Raw genomic sequence first — 16,272 nt, forward strand, 5'->3', positions numbered from 1 at the left:
TTCAGGAGTCAGGAGTCATATCAAATTCTGTTGAACACTTATTATATAGTTCGGGGGAGTAGGGGAGTAGGGGAGTAGGGGAGTAGGGGAGATTTAAGGCTTAAAGTATAGTTATAAACATATACTATATAACCGGATTATATATCAGGAGTCAGGAGAAAGGAAGAATGATAGTGGAAATTACAGCGGGTTCGAGTTCCACCTTGGTGAGGTACAACCCGAAGCGAGCAAGATGCTCGCACTGGGAAAATTTAATTTTTCATATTTGTATTTCATATACTTGGAATTTGCTGTATCTAGTTTCTTCCTTCTTCCTTCTTCCCTCTTCCGTCTTCCTTCTTTTATAACTTTAAAGCACTCATAGCTGCTTTAATTAAATTAAAAAAACGGGCATCTGAAACATCTACTTGTTTAGCATTATTACGAGTTTTACCTAACAAACCTATTTTTTGTCCCTGTTGAATTGCTAATACTTCTCCACGGGAATTTCTAATTCTTAATTCCTTCACATCTCCTATTTGATAAAGACTGCAAGTGTAAGGGCGACTACTGTAATAAAATTCTGCTTTTTGAGGAAAATTTTGAGGCGAAGTCTGTGAATTCCTAGAAATTTCCATCGGTAAACGTACTCCTAATAATTCCAACTCAATATTACTCTGACCATTCCAAGTATTTTCTCGCATTTTATAAGCAATATCTACCACCGAAGGTAAAGGAAAATAATCGCCCCAACGCCAAGCGATCGCCTGAATTATTTCCCCTTTCATTAAAGTTAATTTAATATGACCCTTACCCACAATTCTTTGTTCAGAAATTCTCACATTTCGACTCCAAAACACAGGGTCCTTATTTTCAATTCCGCAGGGATGAAGTAAATCTATTTGACGATATAAATCAAAATTTAATTCCTGAATTTCTGCCTCAGCATCAATACTAACTAACGGTTTTAGATGCTTAATTTCTAAACATTGATGAGCAAACTCACTCAGACGAGAACGAAATTTATCCAAATTTTCTGCCGAAAAAGAAAAACCACCAGCCGCTCTATGACCTCCATACTTTCCTAATAGCTCATCACAAAATTGTAACGCCTCAAAAACATCAAACTCAGGAATGCCACGAGCAGAACCACGAATTATTTCTTCCCCCTCCTCCTCATAAGTGCCAATAAAAACAGGCACACCATAACGTTCCACCAACCGAGAAGCAACAATACCAATAACACCATGATGCCATCCCGGTTGCACCACCACTAAAACCCTTTCCTCCCGTAAATTTATCTGACTCGACTCACACCAAGCGATCGCCTCTTGTTCAATTTCCTCACATAACTGTTGTCGTTGCTGGTTAATTTCTTCACATTGCATCGCCCTTTCCAAAGCTATTCCCATATCATCAGTAGTCAAAAGCTCAATCACAATTTGTGGGTCAGCAATACGCCCAACTGCATTGATGCGCGGGCCCAGGCGAAAACCAATATCATCAGGTTTAAGAGATTTTTGATTATCTTTTGATTTTGGGTTTAATACCCCGCTATCTACAGACTGTTGAAAATTTTTTGGCGTTTGAGTTCCCTCTTCCTCACCCCTTTCAAAGGGGGGCAAGGGGGGATACCCTCTTCCCTCTTCCTTCTTCCCTCTTCCTTCTTGACAAGTTCCCTCTTCCTCCTTCCCTCTTCCCTCTTCCTTCTTCCTTCTTCCTTCTTCCTTAGCTTGAACACCAGATACCTGAATTAATGCTTGCACTCCTGCTAACTGGGAGTGAGGCAAATATTGTAACCCCCGTTTCACCAAGCGACGGTTTACTCCAGTTAGAGGCGCCAAGTCAGCAATAGTACCCAAGGTGAATAATTCTAAAAGTGGCTTAATTAAACCTTGGTGTTTTCCCAAACGTTGCGCTAGAGATACTGCCAAAATGTAAGCAACCCCCACTCCTGCCACACCCCGATAAGGAGAAGTTTCTGAAATAAGCTTGGGGTTGAGGATAGCGTGAGCTGGTGGTAGTTTTGGTGGAATGTCGTGGTGGTCTGTAATAATGACATTTACACCTAATTCCCTTGCCCTAGCAATAGGTTCATAAGCAGCAATACCATTGTCTACAGTGAGGATGAGACTTACTCCTTCCTGATGAAACTCCTTAACAATACGTTGGTTAATGCCATAACCTTCCTGCATTCGACTAGGAATAGCATAGTCAACTTTTGCCCCTAGATATTTGAGAGCGCGCAACAATAAAGCAGTGCTAGTCATTCCATCTGCATCATAGTCACCACAAATAGCAATTTTTTGTTCTTGAGAAATTGTAGTTTGTAATAAGTTGAGACTAATATCTAAGTCGGGAAATTCTTGTATTGGTAGAGGTAGTTTTATTGACTCAGGGTCCAAAAAAGCTTGTGCTTGGTCTATAGTAGAAATATCCCGGTTAATTAATGTCTGGGCAATTAGGGGTGATATTTCTAGAGTTTTGGCTAGTTGTTTAGTTATTTCTGGTTGCTCTGGATATATTAACCACCTTTGGTTAGGTAAGTTTTGCTGCTTTGGTGAAAGGGGGAAATTATTTTGCATATTGAATAAGGAAGAGGGAAGAAGGAAGAAGGAAGAAGGAAAGGGGCAAGCGAATACGGGAGCAAGATGCTCCCACTACCGTGTCTCGTAACAAATATAATTACAATGCACTACCACTTTAATTGTTTATATTCAGAATCATATTATACCAAGCGTGAAAAAAGAATACAGAACTTACCCAAATTGACTTTTAAAACACCATCTGTAGGGGCGCCATTCGGAGCTTTGCGGAACGCAAATGGCATTCGCCCTCATTCGATTTAGTGTCCGTGCGTAAGTCCTGAATACTTAACTTAAGTGAAACTTCAATTATCAAGTAATTAAGATGCTAAGTAAATAACTTTTTTGATAATTAGCACGCCAGTTATTGTTAATTATCCTTATATTTACTTCTCTGTACGGACGCCCTTATGCAACGTCCCTACTACTCTTTAAATGTAAACCATAATTATAGGAGGAAAAATGTTCAAAAGCTTAATCAGACAAAAATATTTAGGAGCAATACTGTTCCGGAACACTTATAACGAATGCTTGCTTCATTCATTAAAAAGCTGAAAAGCTCAAATGCTGAAATACTGATAGCTTATTATTAGGAGGAAAAATGTTCAAAAGCTTAATCAGACAAAAATATTTAGGAGCAATACTGTTCCGGAACACTTATAACGAATGCTTGCTTCATTCATTAAAAAGCTGAAAAGCTCAAATGCTGAAATACTGATAGCTTATTATTAGGAGGAAAAATGTTCAAAAGCTTAATCAGACAAAAATATTTAGGAGCAATACTGTTCCGGAACACTTATGCGGTTAAAATACGTCTGGCTTATATCTTTGCTTTAATTGCAATAATTTTCCCTCATCATTATGTTTTAGCTCAAACCACTACAGAATATTATGCTGCTTTGAGTGAGGATAAAATTATTAATAATGACTCGGAAAATCAAGATGCTTCTATTAGACTTCTCCGAAAATAGTCAAACCAATACTGTAACTATCTTTTAAGGAGCGATCGCTATTTTACCAAGATAGTTAATTTTTACAGTCTCATAGGTATTAGAGATAGTTAGTATTAATATATAGCCCTAATTATAGTATCTTAAGTCAAGAACTTTTTAAGATATTTTCGGCTAATTTATTAATACAAAATAACCGTCCCTATTCCCAGTATTACAAGTCCACAAATAGTCATTATTATTTGCGTATATTTATCAGAATTTAGCCTGAATCTTTCCTGGGCTACTCGAAATATTTTTACCAATCTAATTATATGTTCTATAAAGATTCTTTCAGCAGCCAGTTCTTGATTTTGAGACTTTTGCTGACTGGTTAATTCTTGATTCTTTGGCTTTTTTTTCGGTGTTCTTATTGCTGATTCTCCAATGTAAGCTTTATCACCAGCAAATTTTTGTTCTTGAGCGAATTTTTCTTGTGTTTCACGAAAAAAACTTATGTCACTTTTTTTTCCTGGTTTTCCAGCTTCTACATCGACAATATCTTTACCTAATGGTAACACAATCACCTGACTTTTTCTAGTATGACTTTTTTTCTTTCCTGAGTAATATTCTTTTTGTTTTGCATATTCTTCTGGCCTTTCTATACCCTGTTCATAGCTATCTATAATTAACTCATACTCTGTTAAAATTTCTTTAACAATTTCTTTGTCACTTGAGTTTTTTTTACCTGTTCTAGTAGACTTGGTGGTAACAATTCTCCAATTATTGGGCACCAATAATTAAATGTATCATTGGCAGTAGTTTCACTCACTCCAAATTGAATTCCTAGTAATTGAAATGTTGTTAAATGTCTTAAATAAGTTAATGTTAAATTTTTTTTTTATGAGATAGATAATTTAGGTAGCCTACCACCACCAGAAGCCATTATTCTCACTTTTTTAGCTGTAGCTATTTCTCGCTTATTATTGTGGAGTTTTTCTGCTTGTTTTAATAACTTTTCGTGCCTGTTCATACTTGATACCTAATAAACGTTCTGATTCTTGTGGGTGATTGTGAATATAATCGAGTATATTAGTCATAATTTGCCTAGCAAAAATTACATTTTTTATTACTTTATCACAATTTATTTATTTTTCGGAGATGTCTATTTATTTTAATCGGGGTGTCGATAAATATAATGATGGAAATTTTCCCGGAGCTTTGAATGATTTTAGTAAAGCTATTGAGCTGATACCGGATTTTATTGAAGCTTATTATAATCGTGGTATTTTACGAATTGAATTAGCAGAAGATCAAGGAGTAATTGAGGATTTTACTAATGTAATTAATCTCGATCCTAGTCGCATTGAAGCTTATTATAATCGAGGAAATATTAATAGTATTATTGGTAATTATCAAGTAGCAATTGCGGATTTAAATAAAGTAATTGAATTAGAGCAAAACTTATTTTATGTCTATAGTAATCGTGGTGTTGCTCGTTCTGGAATAGGAGACGCACAAGGTGCAATTGCCGATTTTTATAAAGTAATATAATTAGAGTAAAATGCTGTGGATGCTTATAATAATCGGGGAATTATTCGGCGGAAATTAGGAGATTATCCAGGAGCTATTGCTGATTATTCTAAAGTAATTGAACTGAAACCTAATGATGCTCAAACTTATTTTAATCTGGGAGTTGCTAGGACTGAATTTGGAGATAAACAGGGGGCAATAGAGGATTATAATTGGGCAATTAAACTTAACCCCAATTATGCTAAAACTTATCTAAATCGAGGTAATATTTGGCAAAATCTGGGGAATTATCAGCAAGCAATAGCAGATTTTTCTCAAGCAATTAAATCAAATCCTGAGTTGGCAGATGCTTATAATAATCGGGGTAATATCCGCCGTTTATTGGGAGACGAGTGGGGAGCAATTATTGATTACAACCGGGCGTTAGGAATTGAATCAAATTTACCAGATGCTTACAATAATCGAGGGAATGCTTATAGTTCTTTGGGAAATTATCGGGAGGCAATTTCTAATTACGACCGGGCTTTAAAACTTAATCCAGAACTATTTTTGACTTATCATAATCGGGGTGCTGCTTATTTAGAATTAGGAGATTATGAAGCGGCTTTAGCAGACCTTAATCGAGCCATTGAATTGCAGCCTAATTTTGCTAATGCTTATGAAAGTCGTGGAATTGTATATGAGCAGTTAGGAAATTTGCCAAAAGCTCTGGAAGATTTACAGAAAGCTGCTGAATTGTTTGTAGAAGAAGAGAAAAATTTAGAGTATGAAAGGGTTAAAGAAGTTATTGATAAAATTGAGCGGAATGCTGATATTAAATCAATTTAATAGGGATTTGGGTAAGTTTAACTTTAAAAGCATTTATTTGTTTAATTTGATCTGGTTCAACATCTCCAAAAAATCGATAAGTAACCTCACCAACAACTCCAATAAACTTACTTCGAGAATCAGCAACAATTTCTGTATTAATATCGAAATAACTAGGATATATCGAGTCAAGCGGAATTTAAAAAAATTCCATCCCACTATATTGATCCCAACAATTCAATAAAGAATTAAACACACAATCTTTAGTAGGCATCGGCGTATCATAACTCCCTTGTCGAAAACAAGTAGGAGTAGCAAAATTTAGGGTAATAATTCTCTGAGAATCAGAAGCATTTTCATAGATTTATTGATAAGAAAAAGAGCCTACCCAAGGTCAATCGGGTTTCGGCGTACTAAGAATATTAATAATGTTTAAATTTGCCAGACCTAAATGCCAAGGTTTTTCAGGATTAATATTCAACCAAAGTTGAGTTAATTCGCTGAATAAATTGTCATCTAAAAGAGATACACGCCACCAACAATTAGTACCTGGTGGAATAAATTTTTTATGTTGCCATTAGAGAGTATGGTCGCGACTTTTTGAGGAGCGTTTTTGAGTTTGTAAATGACTAACAGTAAAAGGTTTATTACCAGTAGATTCATGGAGGCGATCGCCTAAATTTCTATCGACGGAACTAACTAAAGTTAAGAACAAAGCATGGAGATGTCTGCCTGTTAGATATTTGGTAGGAATGGGAGATTTAGGGGTTAGGTTGAGGACGAGACTATAGGGCATGGGAAATTAAAAGTCAAAAGTTAAAAGTCAAAAGTTAAAAGTAAGATTTTAGGTACTGGTGTACAAGTAGTAGTATCCTAAAAAAAATCAAGTAGTCAAATGCTATAAATGTCCCGTTTAGCAAAAGTTTTTTTCATAAATAATTTTCCCATCTCGTGCCACATAAAAACCTAATGGTGGAGAACATTTGTTGAGTTATACCACATCAATAATATCGCTGTTAATTTGAAAAATATTTCCCAATCCTATCGGAACTTCAAACCAAGCAAAAGTATTATCTCTCATCATATTTTTGCAAATTTATTCATCATCATATGGTGCAGCAAAATCCCAGTCACTTTTGGCGTGAGTATCCCCTCTAACGCGAGACACAAATAATACCAATATTTTCAGGTAAGGGATTTTTTGGGTAGTTGGGGAGAGAGTTTTTTTAAGTCGGAAAATGATTGTGTTTTCATCTTTAATATGTTCTGAGAAATTGCAAATTTTGACAAAAATGGTTCTACAGGTTCTTGCACAAAGCAACAAAGCCCTTAAGAACCCTAGTATGGATTAATTATCTATATCTTGATACTAATTTAGATTGCCCGCTTCACATTTTTACAGTGATAACTAATTGCTTGTACTGTTACCTCAAAACGTTTGGCCAGTTCTTTAAGAGATACTCCCATAGCATAATCATTTTGAATTTTTTTGATTTGCTGTGGGTTAAGTTTTCGAGTTTTTGACTCAAACAACCGATCAATATTTACATCTTCTGGCTCAGGTAATTCGTATTTGCGTTTAGCAGCATTGATAGAGATGTCGTGCGCTTCAGACAAATTACCTGTATAAAGCTCAGTTGTCATACGCTCAACAAAACCTACAGCTTCAAGTCCCAAAGCTTCAGGAATATGATTACGAGCAATGCGTGGAGTACCATCTATTGTCTCCCATTCTAGGCGCATTTCAGATGCAAGTTTGCCAAATAGTTTGATATAGGTATAGTCAGTCCAGTAGGCAGGTGACTCTCGAATTTCAGCAATAAAGCGAGCATAGGGCAACCGTTCATGTTTATTCCTCATTGATTAAGTAGCAGGGAAAGCTCTTGCATTAAATATTGAGGTTTATGTAAAGCTCTTCGCATCAGCCGTACAGCGACCAAACCAATACCTTTAGCTACTAACTTAGTAATTCCAGAGTAGGGTTAGGATTACGTGTTCGTGAACTCACTTGCGATCGCTACTCTATTGAGACTTTCCTCACACCTTATTATGATAGACAATTCTTGAAAAACCGTCAACTTGATAATTTGGTTCATAGTATTTAACTGCTTTAAATACTAAATTACCAATAAAAATAACATCAATATTAGGATCGCGTAATGCTTTAATAGTTTCTGCTTGATATATATAGATAAATTAGGAGGTGATTTTACTTCTTTCGGTATCGATACTGTTTCTGAATAAACAGGTTGGAGAGTAATTTTATAGTTAGACATAATCATTATTTATTAAAATTTTGTGGTTTTATATGGCTACAAAAAAGTGTTATGACATTAATAAAATTGAAGTCCTTTATAACCAATAATTTTGAGACCAATTCACTTTTTTTACTTCTGACTTCTGACTTCCGTAAGACGTTCCATGGAAAGTCCCTACTGTGGTCTACCGTGCAGGAAAACCGCTGTAAAACTAAGACAACGTAATATTTTTCCTTCTTCCTTCTTCCTTCTTCCTTCTTCCTTCTTCCTTCTGCTATAACAAAACCACCCCCAATCAATGGAGGTGGCCCAAACACAATACACACTATTTACAGCAGTCAAAGGAAAGGAGGCAGATAGATCGAGAGCTGAAAACTAAGACAACACAATATTTTCCTTCTTCCTTCTTCCTTCTTCCTTCTTCAAACCTAGTAATCGAAATCTCCACCGCCCATACCAGCGCCAGCAGGAGCACCTTCCTTGGGTTCAGGTTTGTCAACAACAATACACTCAGTTGTCAACACCATACCAGCAATGGAAGCAGCGTTTTGTAGAGCAGAACGAGTTACCTTAGCAGGGTCAACAATACCAGCTTCAAACAAGTCCATAAACTCGTTAGTAGCAGCATTGTAACCAGTATTGAAATCCTTCTCTTTCACGCGTTCGCCAATCACAGCACCGTTCTGACCTGCATTTTCAGCAATGCGCTTCAGTGGAGCTAACAAAGCACGACTAACAATTAAAGCACCAGTTAACTCTTCAGCTTGCAAGTTCTCATTTGCCCATTTTTCTAGTTCGGGAGCTAGGTGAGCTAGAGTTGTACCGCCACCAGGGACAATACCTTCTTCTACAGCAGCTTTAGTTGCGTTGATAGCGTCTTCCAAGCGTAATTTGCGGTCTTTCATTTCTGTTTCAGTAGCAGCACCAACTTTGATTACAGCTACCCCACCAGCTAACTTAGCTAAACGCTCTTGTAACTTCTCTTTGTCGTAGGAAGATTCAGTTTCTTCCATCTGACGGCGAATTTGGTCGCAACGAGATTTAACTTCTTTTTCGTTACCTTCAGCAACGATGGTAGTGTTGTCCTTAGTGATGTTGATGCGACGAGCTTTACCAAGCATATCTAGTTTGGTGCTTTCTAGTTTCAAACCAGCATCTTCAGTAATAACTTGACCGCCAGTTAATACAGCAATATCTTCTAGCATCGCTTTACGGCGATCGCCAAAACCAGGAGCTTTCACAGCAGCAACATTCAACACACCCCGCAGACGGTTAACAACCAGAGTAGCTAAAGCTTCTTTCTCAATATCTTCAGCTAAGATTAATAAAGGTTTGCCAGAACGAGCTACTTGTTCTAACACTGGTACTAAATCTTGTACTAAAGCAATTTTCTTATCAGTAATTAGAATCATTGGTTCTTCGAGTACCGCTTCCATCCGCTCCATATCTGTTGCAAAGTAGGGAGAGATGTAGCCTTTGTCGAAGCGCATACCTTCAGTAATTTCTAGTTCGGTCTGCATTGACTTCCCTTCTTCTAGGGAAATTACGCCTTCCTTGCCCACTTTATCCATTGCTTGGGCAATCATATTACCCACTTCTTCATCGTTACCAGCAGAGATGGAACCAACTTGAGCGATCGCCTTAGAATCTTCAATTTGACTAGCGTGAGATGCAATTTTTTCTACCAAGAAACCTGCTGCTTTATCAACACCGCGCTTGATGGCAATGGGGTTAGCACCTGCAGCTACGTTCCTTAGACCCTCTTTTACAATTGCGTGAGCTAAAACGGTGGCTGTAGTAGTACCGTCACCTGCTGCGTCATTGGTTTTGGAAGCTGCTTGACGAATTAGAGCAACTCCTGTATTTTCAATATGGTCTTCTAGTTCGATTTCTTTAGCGATTGTCACACCATCGTTAACGATTTGAGGAGCGCCAAATTTTTTCTCTAGAACTACGTTCCTACCTTTTGGACCGAGTGTTACTGCTACGGACTCAGCCAGAATATCCATACCTCTTTCGAGAGCGCGACGAGCATTTTCGTTGTAGATTATACGTTTAGCCATAGTTGTAATTCTTATTGATTAGTAATTGTGGATTTGACATCTCCAGGGGGTGAAACACCCTGAATTCTGTGTAAAAAAACACCACAAAAGGGATAAATCCACTTTTGCTTCCAGCCTGTCAACAGACTTCTAGACTCCTCGGGATAGACAAAAATCTATCTGTGAGCTTGCTTTGAGAGTGGTTTCACTCAAGGTATTGGAGCAATCTTCTCACTGCTCTATTTGTTATTTTGTTGATAATTAGTTGTTTTAGCACTTTGGCAAACATCAAATAGGTCGAAGAAGTTTGCTAGTGCTATGGAACAACTTGATAATTCTTAGTTAACAATTGCGAGAATATCTTTTTCTGCAAGTAGCACATACTCATCGCCACCGAGTTTGATATCTGTTCCGGCGTATTTGGAGTACAGCACTTTGTCTCCGACTTTAACTTCCATTTCTGCGCGGGAACCATCGTCATTGCGCTTACCAGGACCAGCAGCAGCAACTTCTCCTACTTGGGGTTTTTCTTTTGCATTGTCAGGTAGAAGAATACCACCTGCTGTTTTTTCTTCAGCTGCACTAACTTTGACAAATACGCGATCGCCTAAAGGCTTAACAGTAGAAACACTCAATGTTACGGCTGCCATTGTTTTCCCTCCAGATAAATTTGATTTTTCCTGAGAGGCTAGAATCTGAAGCTAAATTACCCGCTTCGTTTTCTTTTTTAGCACTCTCACTACCTGAGTGCTAATTTAGCTGAATAGGAGTTGCCATTGCAACTGATGAAACTGTACGGGTTCCCGAACTGAGGGATTTGGTTTTTGGTGGTGGTGCATAGTAATGGTAAAGGAAGCACCGGGAGTGTGGGGGAATGGGAGATGAGGAGTGTGGGAGAAATTAAAAAATATGTATTCTACAATTACCATGCACGACTATCGGTTTTTTTGTCAAAAGTCTAAATTAAATCGACAAAACAACATTCCTCTCAATTGAATTGAGCTTTTTAAATTAGGACAGTAGACTAAAATTATCTGAGTAAATCGAGAATTTCACCGTCAAAGTCATTTATTATTTAAAATAGGACATTTGACCAAAAAGACAATATCCCAAGAAGTTCGTTGGAAGGTGTGTCGAAAATTTTATGACAGATAATATATCATCTCAAAAAACCGATAAATCTGATGGGACTAACTTCCAGATAGCTGAATGCCAGGAAAATTATCAACTGGACGATATTGACCAAGATATTTGTCAGGAATCCCTTGGTGTTTGTATCCAATCTCTGGGACTAAGTAAAATTCAGCGACATATTTTTATTTGTGCTGACCAAACAAAGCCTAAATGTTGTTCAACAGAGACTGGTTTAGAGGCGTGGAATTATCTCAAAAAACGGCTCAAAGAGTTAAAACTTGATCGGGTTAACACTGATTTACCTGGCTATATATTTCGCACTAAAGCTAACTGTTTACGAGTTTGTTGTCAAGGTCCAATCATGGTTGTTTATCCTGAAGGAGTATGGTATCATTCCGCAACTCCTCCTGTAATTGAAAGAATTATTCAAGAGCATATAATGGGCGATAAACTTGTAGAGGAATATGTTTTTCTAACTCATCCTTTGCCCGAATCAATGATTATTTGATCAAATAGCCTTAGTTGATTCATTCGCTAATACTCATAAATAATGGACATTTACTTGACTGCCAAACTCAAAAGTTCAAAGTTAACAATTAGTAACTAATATTTATCAATATAAATTATGATAATATTAGTAGTCAATACTGTCAAATTTTCATATATTATTAAAAGTAGTGGAAGTTATTTTTCACAAATACAAAACTATTATCTAGTTATATATATCTAATATTGTAGAACTATTGATTGAGTCTAAAATCTATAATCAATAATACGGGGCATAATTTCTTTAGATCATTAGGTGCAGTCCAAGCCCTGTGGCTAAGGATATATATTAATTTAAAAGAAAGTAGCAAACTCGCCCTACTTCCTTAATCTTTTATGAAAGATGTGGTTTATACCTGTCTTTGAAGTTAATGTTTGCGGGAATTAAAGAAAGTGAGTTCTTCATTATGAAGGAAATTAATACTACAGACCAAAGACGGTTAATGTTGGTTGATGATGACCCTAATTTAATTTTATTAGTCAAGGATTATTTAGAATTTCGTGGGTATCAGGTAACAACGGCAGAAAATGGCCGAGAAGCACTAGAAAAGCTGGAAAATGAAATACCTGAGCTAATTATATGTGATGTGATGATGCCAGAAATGGATGGCTATACCCTTGTGCAACACATCAGAGAAAACCCAGCTACAGAATGGGTTCCAGTTCTATTTCTATCTGCCAAAGGTCAAAGTCAAGACCGAGTCAAAGGTTTAAATACTGGAGCTGATGTCTACATTGTCAAACCATTTGAGCCAGAAGAACTCGTAGCTCAAGTAGAATCTTCCCTGAAGCAAGCTTCTCGCCTAATTAAACATCAAAATTCTGCCATGGTTAGTAATGGGCCAAAAATCAAGGTGCGCAGAAACGTAGAATTAACTCCCACAGAGTTAAAGGTAGTCCAACTTGTAGCCCAGGGGATGGCAAATCGTGACATTGCACAATTGATGGAAGTTAGTCAAAGAACGATTGAGAGTCATGTAAGCAATATGCTTGGTAAAACTGGTCTACACAATCGGACAGAATTAGCTCGTTGGGCGATAGAAAGTAAAAAGGCTTAGGTATAATCACCCAGGAATTTATCGGGGTGTAAGTCTTTATCTTGATGTAATTTGTATATTTGAGGGCTGTAATTTTGTACTGCCCCAGTTTTTCTATATTGCGAATTTTATATATAGCAGTCGAAGGAAAGGGCGCGGACATATCAAAAGTTTAAAACTCAGACAACGCCAGATTTTTCCTGATTACTTCTTCCTTCTGCTATACATAGTTTTTATTAAGTCAATTGTTTTTGATTTGACTGAATTATTAGAATATTGGACGAATCAAATCTTCAAAATATGGCCTTAATGAAAAATTATTGTCTTATATTGAAGATCTGGAAGGGGATCAATTAATTTAATAAGCATAAAAAGTATTTTTTTACATAAAAAAGACTAAAATAGATAGTATATAACTACTAAAATTATTAAAATTATTAGTAGAGAAAAATATTATCGGTTTATGATATAAGGGTGATTTTTTGCAGTTTAAATCTGAAAAATACAAGTAATAATATTAGTTTATCTAAATTAAAAATAATTGCATTGATGATAGGAATATTACTAAAATAATAGATTTAGACTGAATTATCTAAAATTAATATTAAACTTAAGTTTCTATGAATAATTCCAATAACCGTCTTTCTATATTTGTTGACGGGAATAATATGTTCTACGCTCAACAAAAAAATGGTTGGTTTTTTGACCCTAGAAGAGTATTAGAACATTTCAACAAACCAGAAGTAAAACTAATAAATGCTTTTTGGTACACAGGCTTAAAAGACCCACAAGATCAAAGGGGATTCCGAGATGCTTTAATTAGTTTGGGTTATACAGTACGCACTAAAATTCTTAAAGAATATTATGATGATGTTTCGGGTCGCTATTCTCAAAAAGCTAACTTAGATATTGAAATTGTAGTAGATATGTTTAATACAGTAGACCAATATGACCAAGTAGTTTTATTTAGTGGAGATGGGGATTTTGAAAGAGCTATTGAGCTACTGCGTTCTAAAAATACTCATATAACAGTTGTATCAACAGAAGGAATGATTGCTAGAGAATTGCGAAATGCCACAGATCAATATGTAGATTTAAATGATATTCGCGACCAAATAGAAAAGGCAGAATATTAATTAAGAAGGAAGAGGGAAGAAGGAAGAAAGAAGAAGGAAAAAAATCTCAATTTCTTTGAGAATGCACCAAGTCAGAAGGCAGGAAGCATCAAAGAAAAAATCTATGCTTGAAGACTTAAATATCTTCCTAGAAAACTCACAAAAATTAGACTAAATTTACGTTTAATTTAATTAAAAAACGTTTCGGTCCGGAATGCTCCGCAAATAGTATTTCAGCCTTTAGCAGTTAGCTTTTGATCAGGGGATACGCGACCCCTACTAAAATGAAATGACAACCTAGAAGTCGGGGATTTAAACCAAAGCTTTTAGTACGCTGAAAGCTGAGTGCTGTTTGCAGAGCATTCCGGTACGGAAAATGCTGATAGCTAGTTAATTTAAACTATATTCACTAGTTTGTAAGACAAGGTAAGATCGAAAAAAGCTCAAGGCTAATTGCTGTAAAATATTAAACTATAAGGGAAAAATAATGACAAGTAATCAAGACCGAATTATTATTTTTGATACGACTCTCCGGGATGGGGAACAATCTCCTGGAGCAGCTCTCAATATAGATGAAAAATTGACTATTGCTCGGCAACTATCTCGCCTGGGAGTAGATGTGATTGAAGCTGGTTTTCCCTACTCTAGTCCTGGAGATTTTGAAGCAGTACAGAAAATTGCTGAGACAGTGGGTGTAGAAGGAGGCCCAACAATCTGTGGTTTGGCAAGAACGACTCGTGCAGATATTGAAGCAGCAGGTAAAGCTCTTAAACCCGCAGCTAATGCTCGTATTCATACTTTTATTGCTACTTCCGATATTCACTTAGCTTATAAACTTAAGAAAACTAGAGAAGAAGTATTGGCGATCGCTCCAGAAATGGTGGCCTATGCTAAAACCTTCGTAGATGATGTAGAATTTTCTCCTGAAGATGCAGGTCGCTCTGACCCAGAATTTCTCTATCAAGTATTGGAGGCGACGATCGCTGCTGGAGCGACTACGGTTAATATTCCCGATACTGTTGGTTATACGACACCTGCTGAATTTGGAGCGCTCATCCGAGGTATTAAGGAAAACGTTCCCAATATTGACCAAGCTATTATTTCTGTTCATGGTCACAACGACCTCGGTTTAGCAGTCGCCAACTTCCTCGAAGCTGTGAAAAACGGCGCCCGTCAACTGGAATGCACCATTAACGGTATCGGTGAGCGAGCTGGTAATGCTGCTTTGGAAGAGTTAGTTATGGCATTGCACGTTCGGCGACAATATTTTAATCCCTTCCTTGGTCGCGCACCAGAGTCAGAAGCACCACTTACTAATATTGATACTCGTCATATTTATAAAACATCTCGTCTGGTTTCTAACTTGACAGGAATGTTTGTGCAACCAAACAAAGCTATTGTCGGCGCTAATGCTTTTGCTCATGAGTCAGGTATTCATCAAGATGGGGTACTCAAGAATAAGCTTACTTATGAAATCATGGATGCTGAGTCTATCGGTTTGACAGATAACCAAATAGTTTTGGGTAAACTTTCCGGTCGTCATGCTTTCCAAACTCGTCTCAAAGAACTTGGGTTTGATATTTCTGATGAAGAGGTGAATAAAGCTTTCCTCAGATTTAAAGATTTGGCAGACAAAAAGAAAGAAATTACAGATTGGGATTTGGAATCTATTGTTAACAGCGAGATTCAACAACCACCAGAACTCTTCCGTATAGAGTTGGTACAGGTTTCCTGTGGCGATCGCTCTCGTCCCACCGCCACAGTTAGTATCCGGACTCCTAATGGGGAGGAATTGACTGATGCTGCCATTGGTACTGGACCTGTGGATGCTGTATACAAGGCAATTAACCGAGTGGTGAATGTGCCTAATGATTTAATTGAGTTTTCTGTGCAGTCGGTAACTGCTGGTATTGATGCTATTGGGGAGGTGACTATTCGTTTGCGTCATGAAGGACGGGTGTATTCTGGTCATGCTGCTAATACTGATATTATTGTGGCATCAGCTCAAGCTTATATAAATGCTTTAAATCGTTTGTATGCAGCTTTGCAAAGTGATGTGAAGAAAATACATCCGCAAAAGAGCGATCGAGCGGTGGAAGTGGTATAGCGCAAGTCAGAATTTAGAATTTAGAATTTAGAATTCAGAATTTAGAATTCAGAATTCAGGGGAGTATGGTCAGAATTTAGAATTCAGAATTCAGAATTTAGAATTTAGAATTCAGAATTTAGAATTTAGAATTCAGAATTTAGAATTTAGAATTCAGAATTTAGAATTCAGAATTCAGAATTTAGAATTCAGAATTTAGA

Annotated in this window: 16 protein-coding genes and 1 pseudogene; 7 read left to right on the forward strand and 10 right to left on the reverse strand. The window is 36.9% G+C overall.

Translation table 11 applies throughout. The features are described from left to right. Positions 1 to 341: 341 nt before the first annotated feature. A complete protein-coding gene (locus F6K27_RS01655) occupies positions 342 to 2,564 on the reverse strand; it encodes a DHH family phosphoesterase (protein ID WP_287274666.1) in 2,223 nt (740 codons plus the stop codon). Positions 2,565 to 3,304: 740 nt separating this feature from the next. On the opposite strand from F6K27_RS01655, the gene F6K27_RS01660 reads away from it, so the two are divergent. Then, positions 3,305 to 3,535 carry a hypothetical protein gene (locus tag F6K27_RS01660; protein ID WP_124147420.1) on the forward strand — a complete coding sequence of 77 codons (231 nt, stop codon included), beginning with the start codon at positions 3,305 to 3,307 and terminating at the stop codon, positions 3,533 to 3,535. Between the two features lie 161 nt (positions 3,536 to 3,696). On the opposite strand, the gene F6K27_RS01665 is transcribed toward F6K27_RS01660, so the two are convergent. Beyond that, positions 3,697 to 4,287: a transposase family protein gene (locus tag F6K27_RS01665; RefSeq protein ID WP_240039184.1), complete on the reverse strand. Its 591-nt coding sequence runs from the start codon at positions 4,285 to 4,287 to the stop codon at positions 3,697 to 3,699. 107 nt (positions 4,288 to 4,394) lie between these two features. After that, on the reverse strand, positions 4,395 to 4,526 hold the full coding sequence (locus F6K27_RS01670) for a hypothetical protein (protein WP_287274668.1): 132 nt from the start codon (positions 4,524 to 4,526) through the stop codon (positions 4,395 to 4,397). Positions 4,527 to 4,654: 128 nt separating this feature from the next. Between F6K27_RS01670 and F6K27_RS01675 the strand changes: the two genes are divergently transcribed. After that, a complete protein-coding gene (locus F6K27_RS01675; RefSeq protein ID WP_287274669.1) occupies positions 4,655 to 5,047 on the forward strand; it encodes a tetratricopeptide repeat protein in 393 nt (130 codons plus the stop codon). 15 nt (positions 5,048 to 5,062) lie between these two features. Beyond that, entirely contained in the window at positions 5,063 to 5,854 is a 792-nt protein-coding gene (locus F6K27_RS01680; protein ID WP_287274671.1) for a tetratricopeptide repeat protein, read from the forward strand. A gap of 178 nt (positions 5,855 to 6,032) precedes the next feature. Here F6K27_RS01680 and cas6 read toward each other — a convergent pair whose 3' ends face one another. The 7 genes and pseudogenes from cas6 to groES form a co-directional block, all read right to left on the reverse strand. Beyond that, entirely contained in the window at positions 6,033 to 6,197 is a 165-nt protein-coding gene (cas6, locus tag F6K27_RS01685) for a CRISPR system precrRNA processing endoribonuclease RAMP protein Cas6 (protein ID WP_353735918.1), read from the reverse strand. Between the two features lie 30 nt (positions 6,198 to 6,227). Beyond that, a pseudogene (locus F6K27_RS01690) lies at positions 6,228 to 6,629 on the reverse strand (hypothetical protein). A gap of 578 nt (positions 6,630 to 7,207) precedes the next feature. Beyond that, a complete protein-coding gene (locus F6K27_RS01695; RefSeq protein ID WP_287274672.1) occupies positions 7,208 to 7,693 on the reverse strand; it encodes an IS630 transposase-related protein in 486 nt (161 codons plus the stop codon). 257 nt (positions 7,694 to 7,950) lie between these two features. Beyond that, the gene (locus F6K27_RS01700) at positions 7,951 to 8,109 is read right to left on the reverse strand and encodes a hypothetical protein (protein ID WP_287274673.1); all 159 of its coding nucleotides are present in this window, start codon (positions 8,107 to 8,109) and stop codon (positions 7,951 to 7,953) included. A 156-nt stretch (positions 8,110 to 8,265) separates the two neighbouring features. Then, complete coding sequence (locus F6K27_RS01705) at positions 8,266 to 8,415, reverse strand: hypothetical protein (protein ID WP_287274675.1); 150 nt, start codon at positions 8,413 to 8,415, stop codon at positions 8,266 to 8,268. 104 nt (positions 8,416 to 8,519) lie between these two features. Continuing rightward, on the reverse strand, positions 8,520 to 10,154 hold the full coding sequence (groL, locus tag F6K27_RS01710) for a chaperonin GroEL (protein ID WP_287274677.1): 1,635 nt from the start codon (positions 10,152 to 10,154) through the stop codon (positions 8,520 to 8,522). Positions 10,155 to 10,471: 317 nt separating this feature from the next. After that, positions 10,472 to 10,783 carry a co-chaperone GroES gene (groES, locus tag F6K27_RS01715; protein WP_124147414.1) on the reverse strand — a complete coding sequence of 104 codons (312 nt, stop codon included), beginning with the start codon at positions 10,781 to 10,783 and terminating at the stop codon, positions 10,472 to 10,474. A gap of 494 nt (positions 10,784 to 11,277) precedes the next feature. On the opposite strand from groES, the gene F6K27_RS01720 reads away from it, so the two are divergent. The 4 genes from F6K27_RS01720 (at position 11,278) to F6K27_RS01735 (ending at position 16,072) form a co-directional block, all read left to right on the forward strand. Continuing rightward, positions 11,278 to 11,775, forward strand: coding sequence for a ferredoxin (locus F6K27_RS01720; RefSeq protein WP_124147413.1), 498 nt, complete (start codon positions 11,278 to 11,280; stop codon positions 11,773 to 11,775). A 445-nt stretch (positions 11,776 to 12,220) separates the two neighbouring features. Then, entirely contained in the window at positions 12,221 to 12,871 is a 651-nt protein-coding gene (locus F6K27_RS01725) for a response regulator transcription factor (RefSeq protein WP_287274678.1), read from the forward strand. 599 nt (positions 12,872 to 13,470) lie between these two features. Beyond that, a complete protein-coding gene (locus F6K27_RS01730) occupies positions 13,471 to 13,986 on the forward strand; it encodes an NYN domain-containing protein (RefSeq protein ID WP_124147411.1) in 516 nt (171 codons plus the stop codon). Between the two features lie 466 nt (positions 13,987 to 14,452). Then, complete coding sequence (locus F6K27_RS01735; protein WP_287274680.1) at positions 14,453 to 16,072, forward strand: 2-isopropylmalate synthase; 1,620 nt, start codon at positions 14,453 to 14,455, stop codon at positions 16,070 to 16,072. Positions 16,073 to 16,272 lie beyond the last annotated feature (200 nt).

It is taken from the genome of Okeania sp. SIO2F5 (assembly GCF_010692685.1).
Classification (GTDB): Bacteria; Cyanobacteriota; Cyanobacteriia; order Cyanobacteriales; family Microcoleaceae; genus Okeania; species Okeania hirsuta.

Coding starts and splice junctions, on each gene's coding strand:
- F6K27_RS01655 (WP_287274666.1), bottom strand. CDS start 2,564: ATGCAAAATAATTTCCCCCTTTCACCAAAGCAGCAAAACTTACCTAAC.
- F6K27_RS01660 (WP_124147420.1), top strand. CDS start 3,305: ATGTTCAAAAGCTTAATCAGACAAAAATATTTAGGAGCAATACTGTTC.
- F6K27_RS01670 (WP_287274668.1), bottom strand. CDS start 4,526: ATGAACAGGCACGAAAAGTTATTAAAACAAGCAGAAAAACTCCACAAT.
- F6K27_RS01675 (WP_287274669.1), top strand. CDS start 4,655: ATGTCTATTTATTTTAATCGGGGTGTCGATAAATATAATGATGGAAAT.
- F6K27_RS01695 (WP_287274672.1), bottom strand. CDS start 7,693: ATGAGGAATAAACATGAACGGTTGCCCTATGCTCGCTTTATTGCTGAA.
- F6K27_RS01700 (WP_287274673.1), bottom strand. CDS start 8,109: ATGTCTAACTATAAAATTACTCTCCAACCTGTTTATTCAGAAACAGTA.
- groL (WP_287274677.1), bottom strand. CDS start 10,154: ATGGCTAAACGTATAATCTACAACGAAAATGCTCGTCGCGCTCTCGAA.
- groES (WP_124147414.1), bottom strand. CDS start 10,783: ATGGCAGCCGTAACATTGAGTGTTTCTACTGTTAAGCCTTTAGGCGAT.
- F6K27_RS01720 (WP_124147413.1), top strand. CDS start 11,278: ATGACAGATAATATATCATCTCAAAAAACCGATAAATCTGATGGGACT.
- F6K27_RS01725 (WP_287274678.1), top strand. CDS start 12,221: ATGAAGGAAATTAATACTACAGACCAAAGACGGTTAATGTTGGTTGAT.
- F6K27_RS01730 (WP_124147411.1), top strand. CDS start 13,471: ATGAATAATTCCAATAACCGTCTTTCTATATTTGTTGACGGGAATAAT.
- F6K27_RS01735 (WP_287274680.1), top strand. CDS start 14,453: ATGACAAGTAATCAAGACCGAATTATTATTTTTGATACGACTCTCCGG.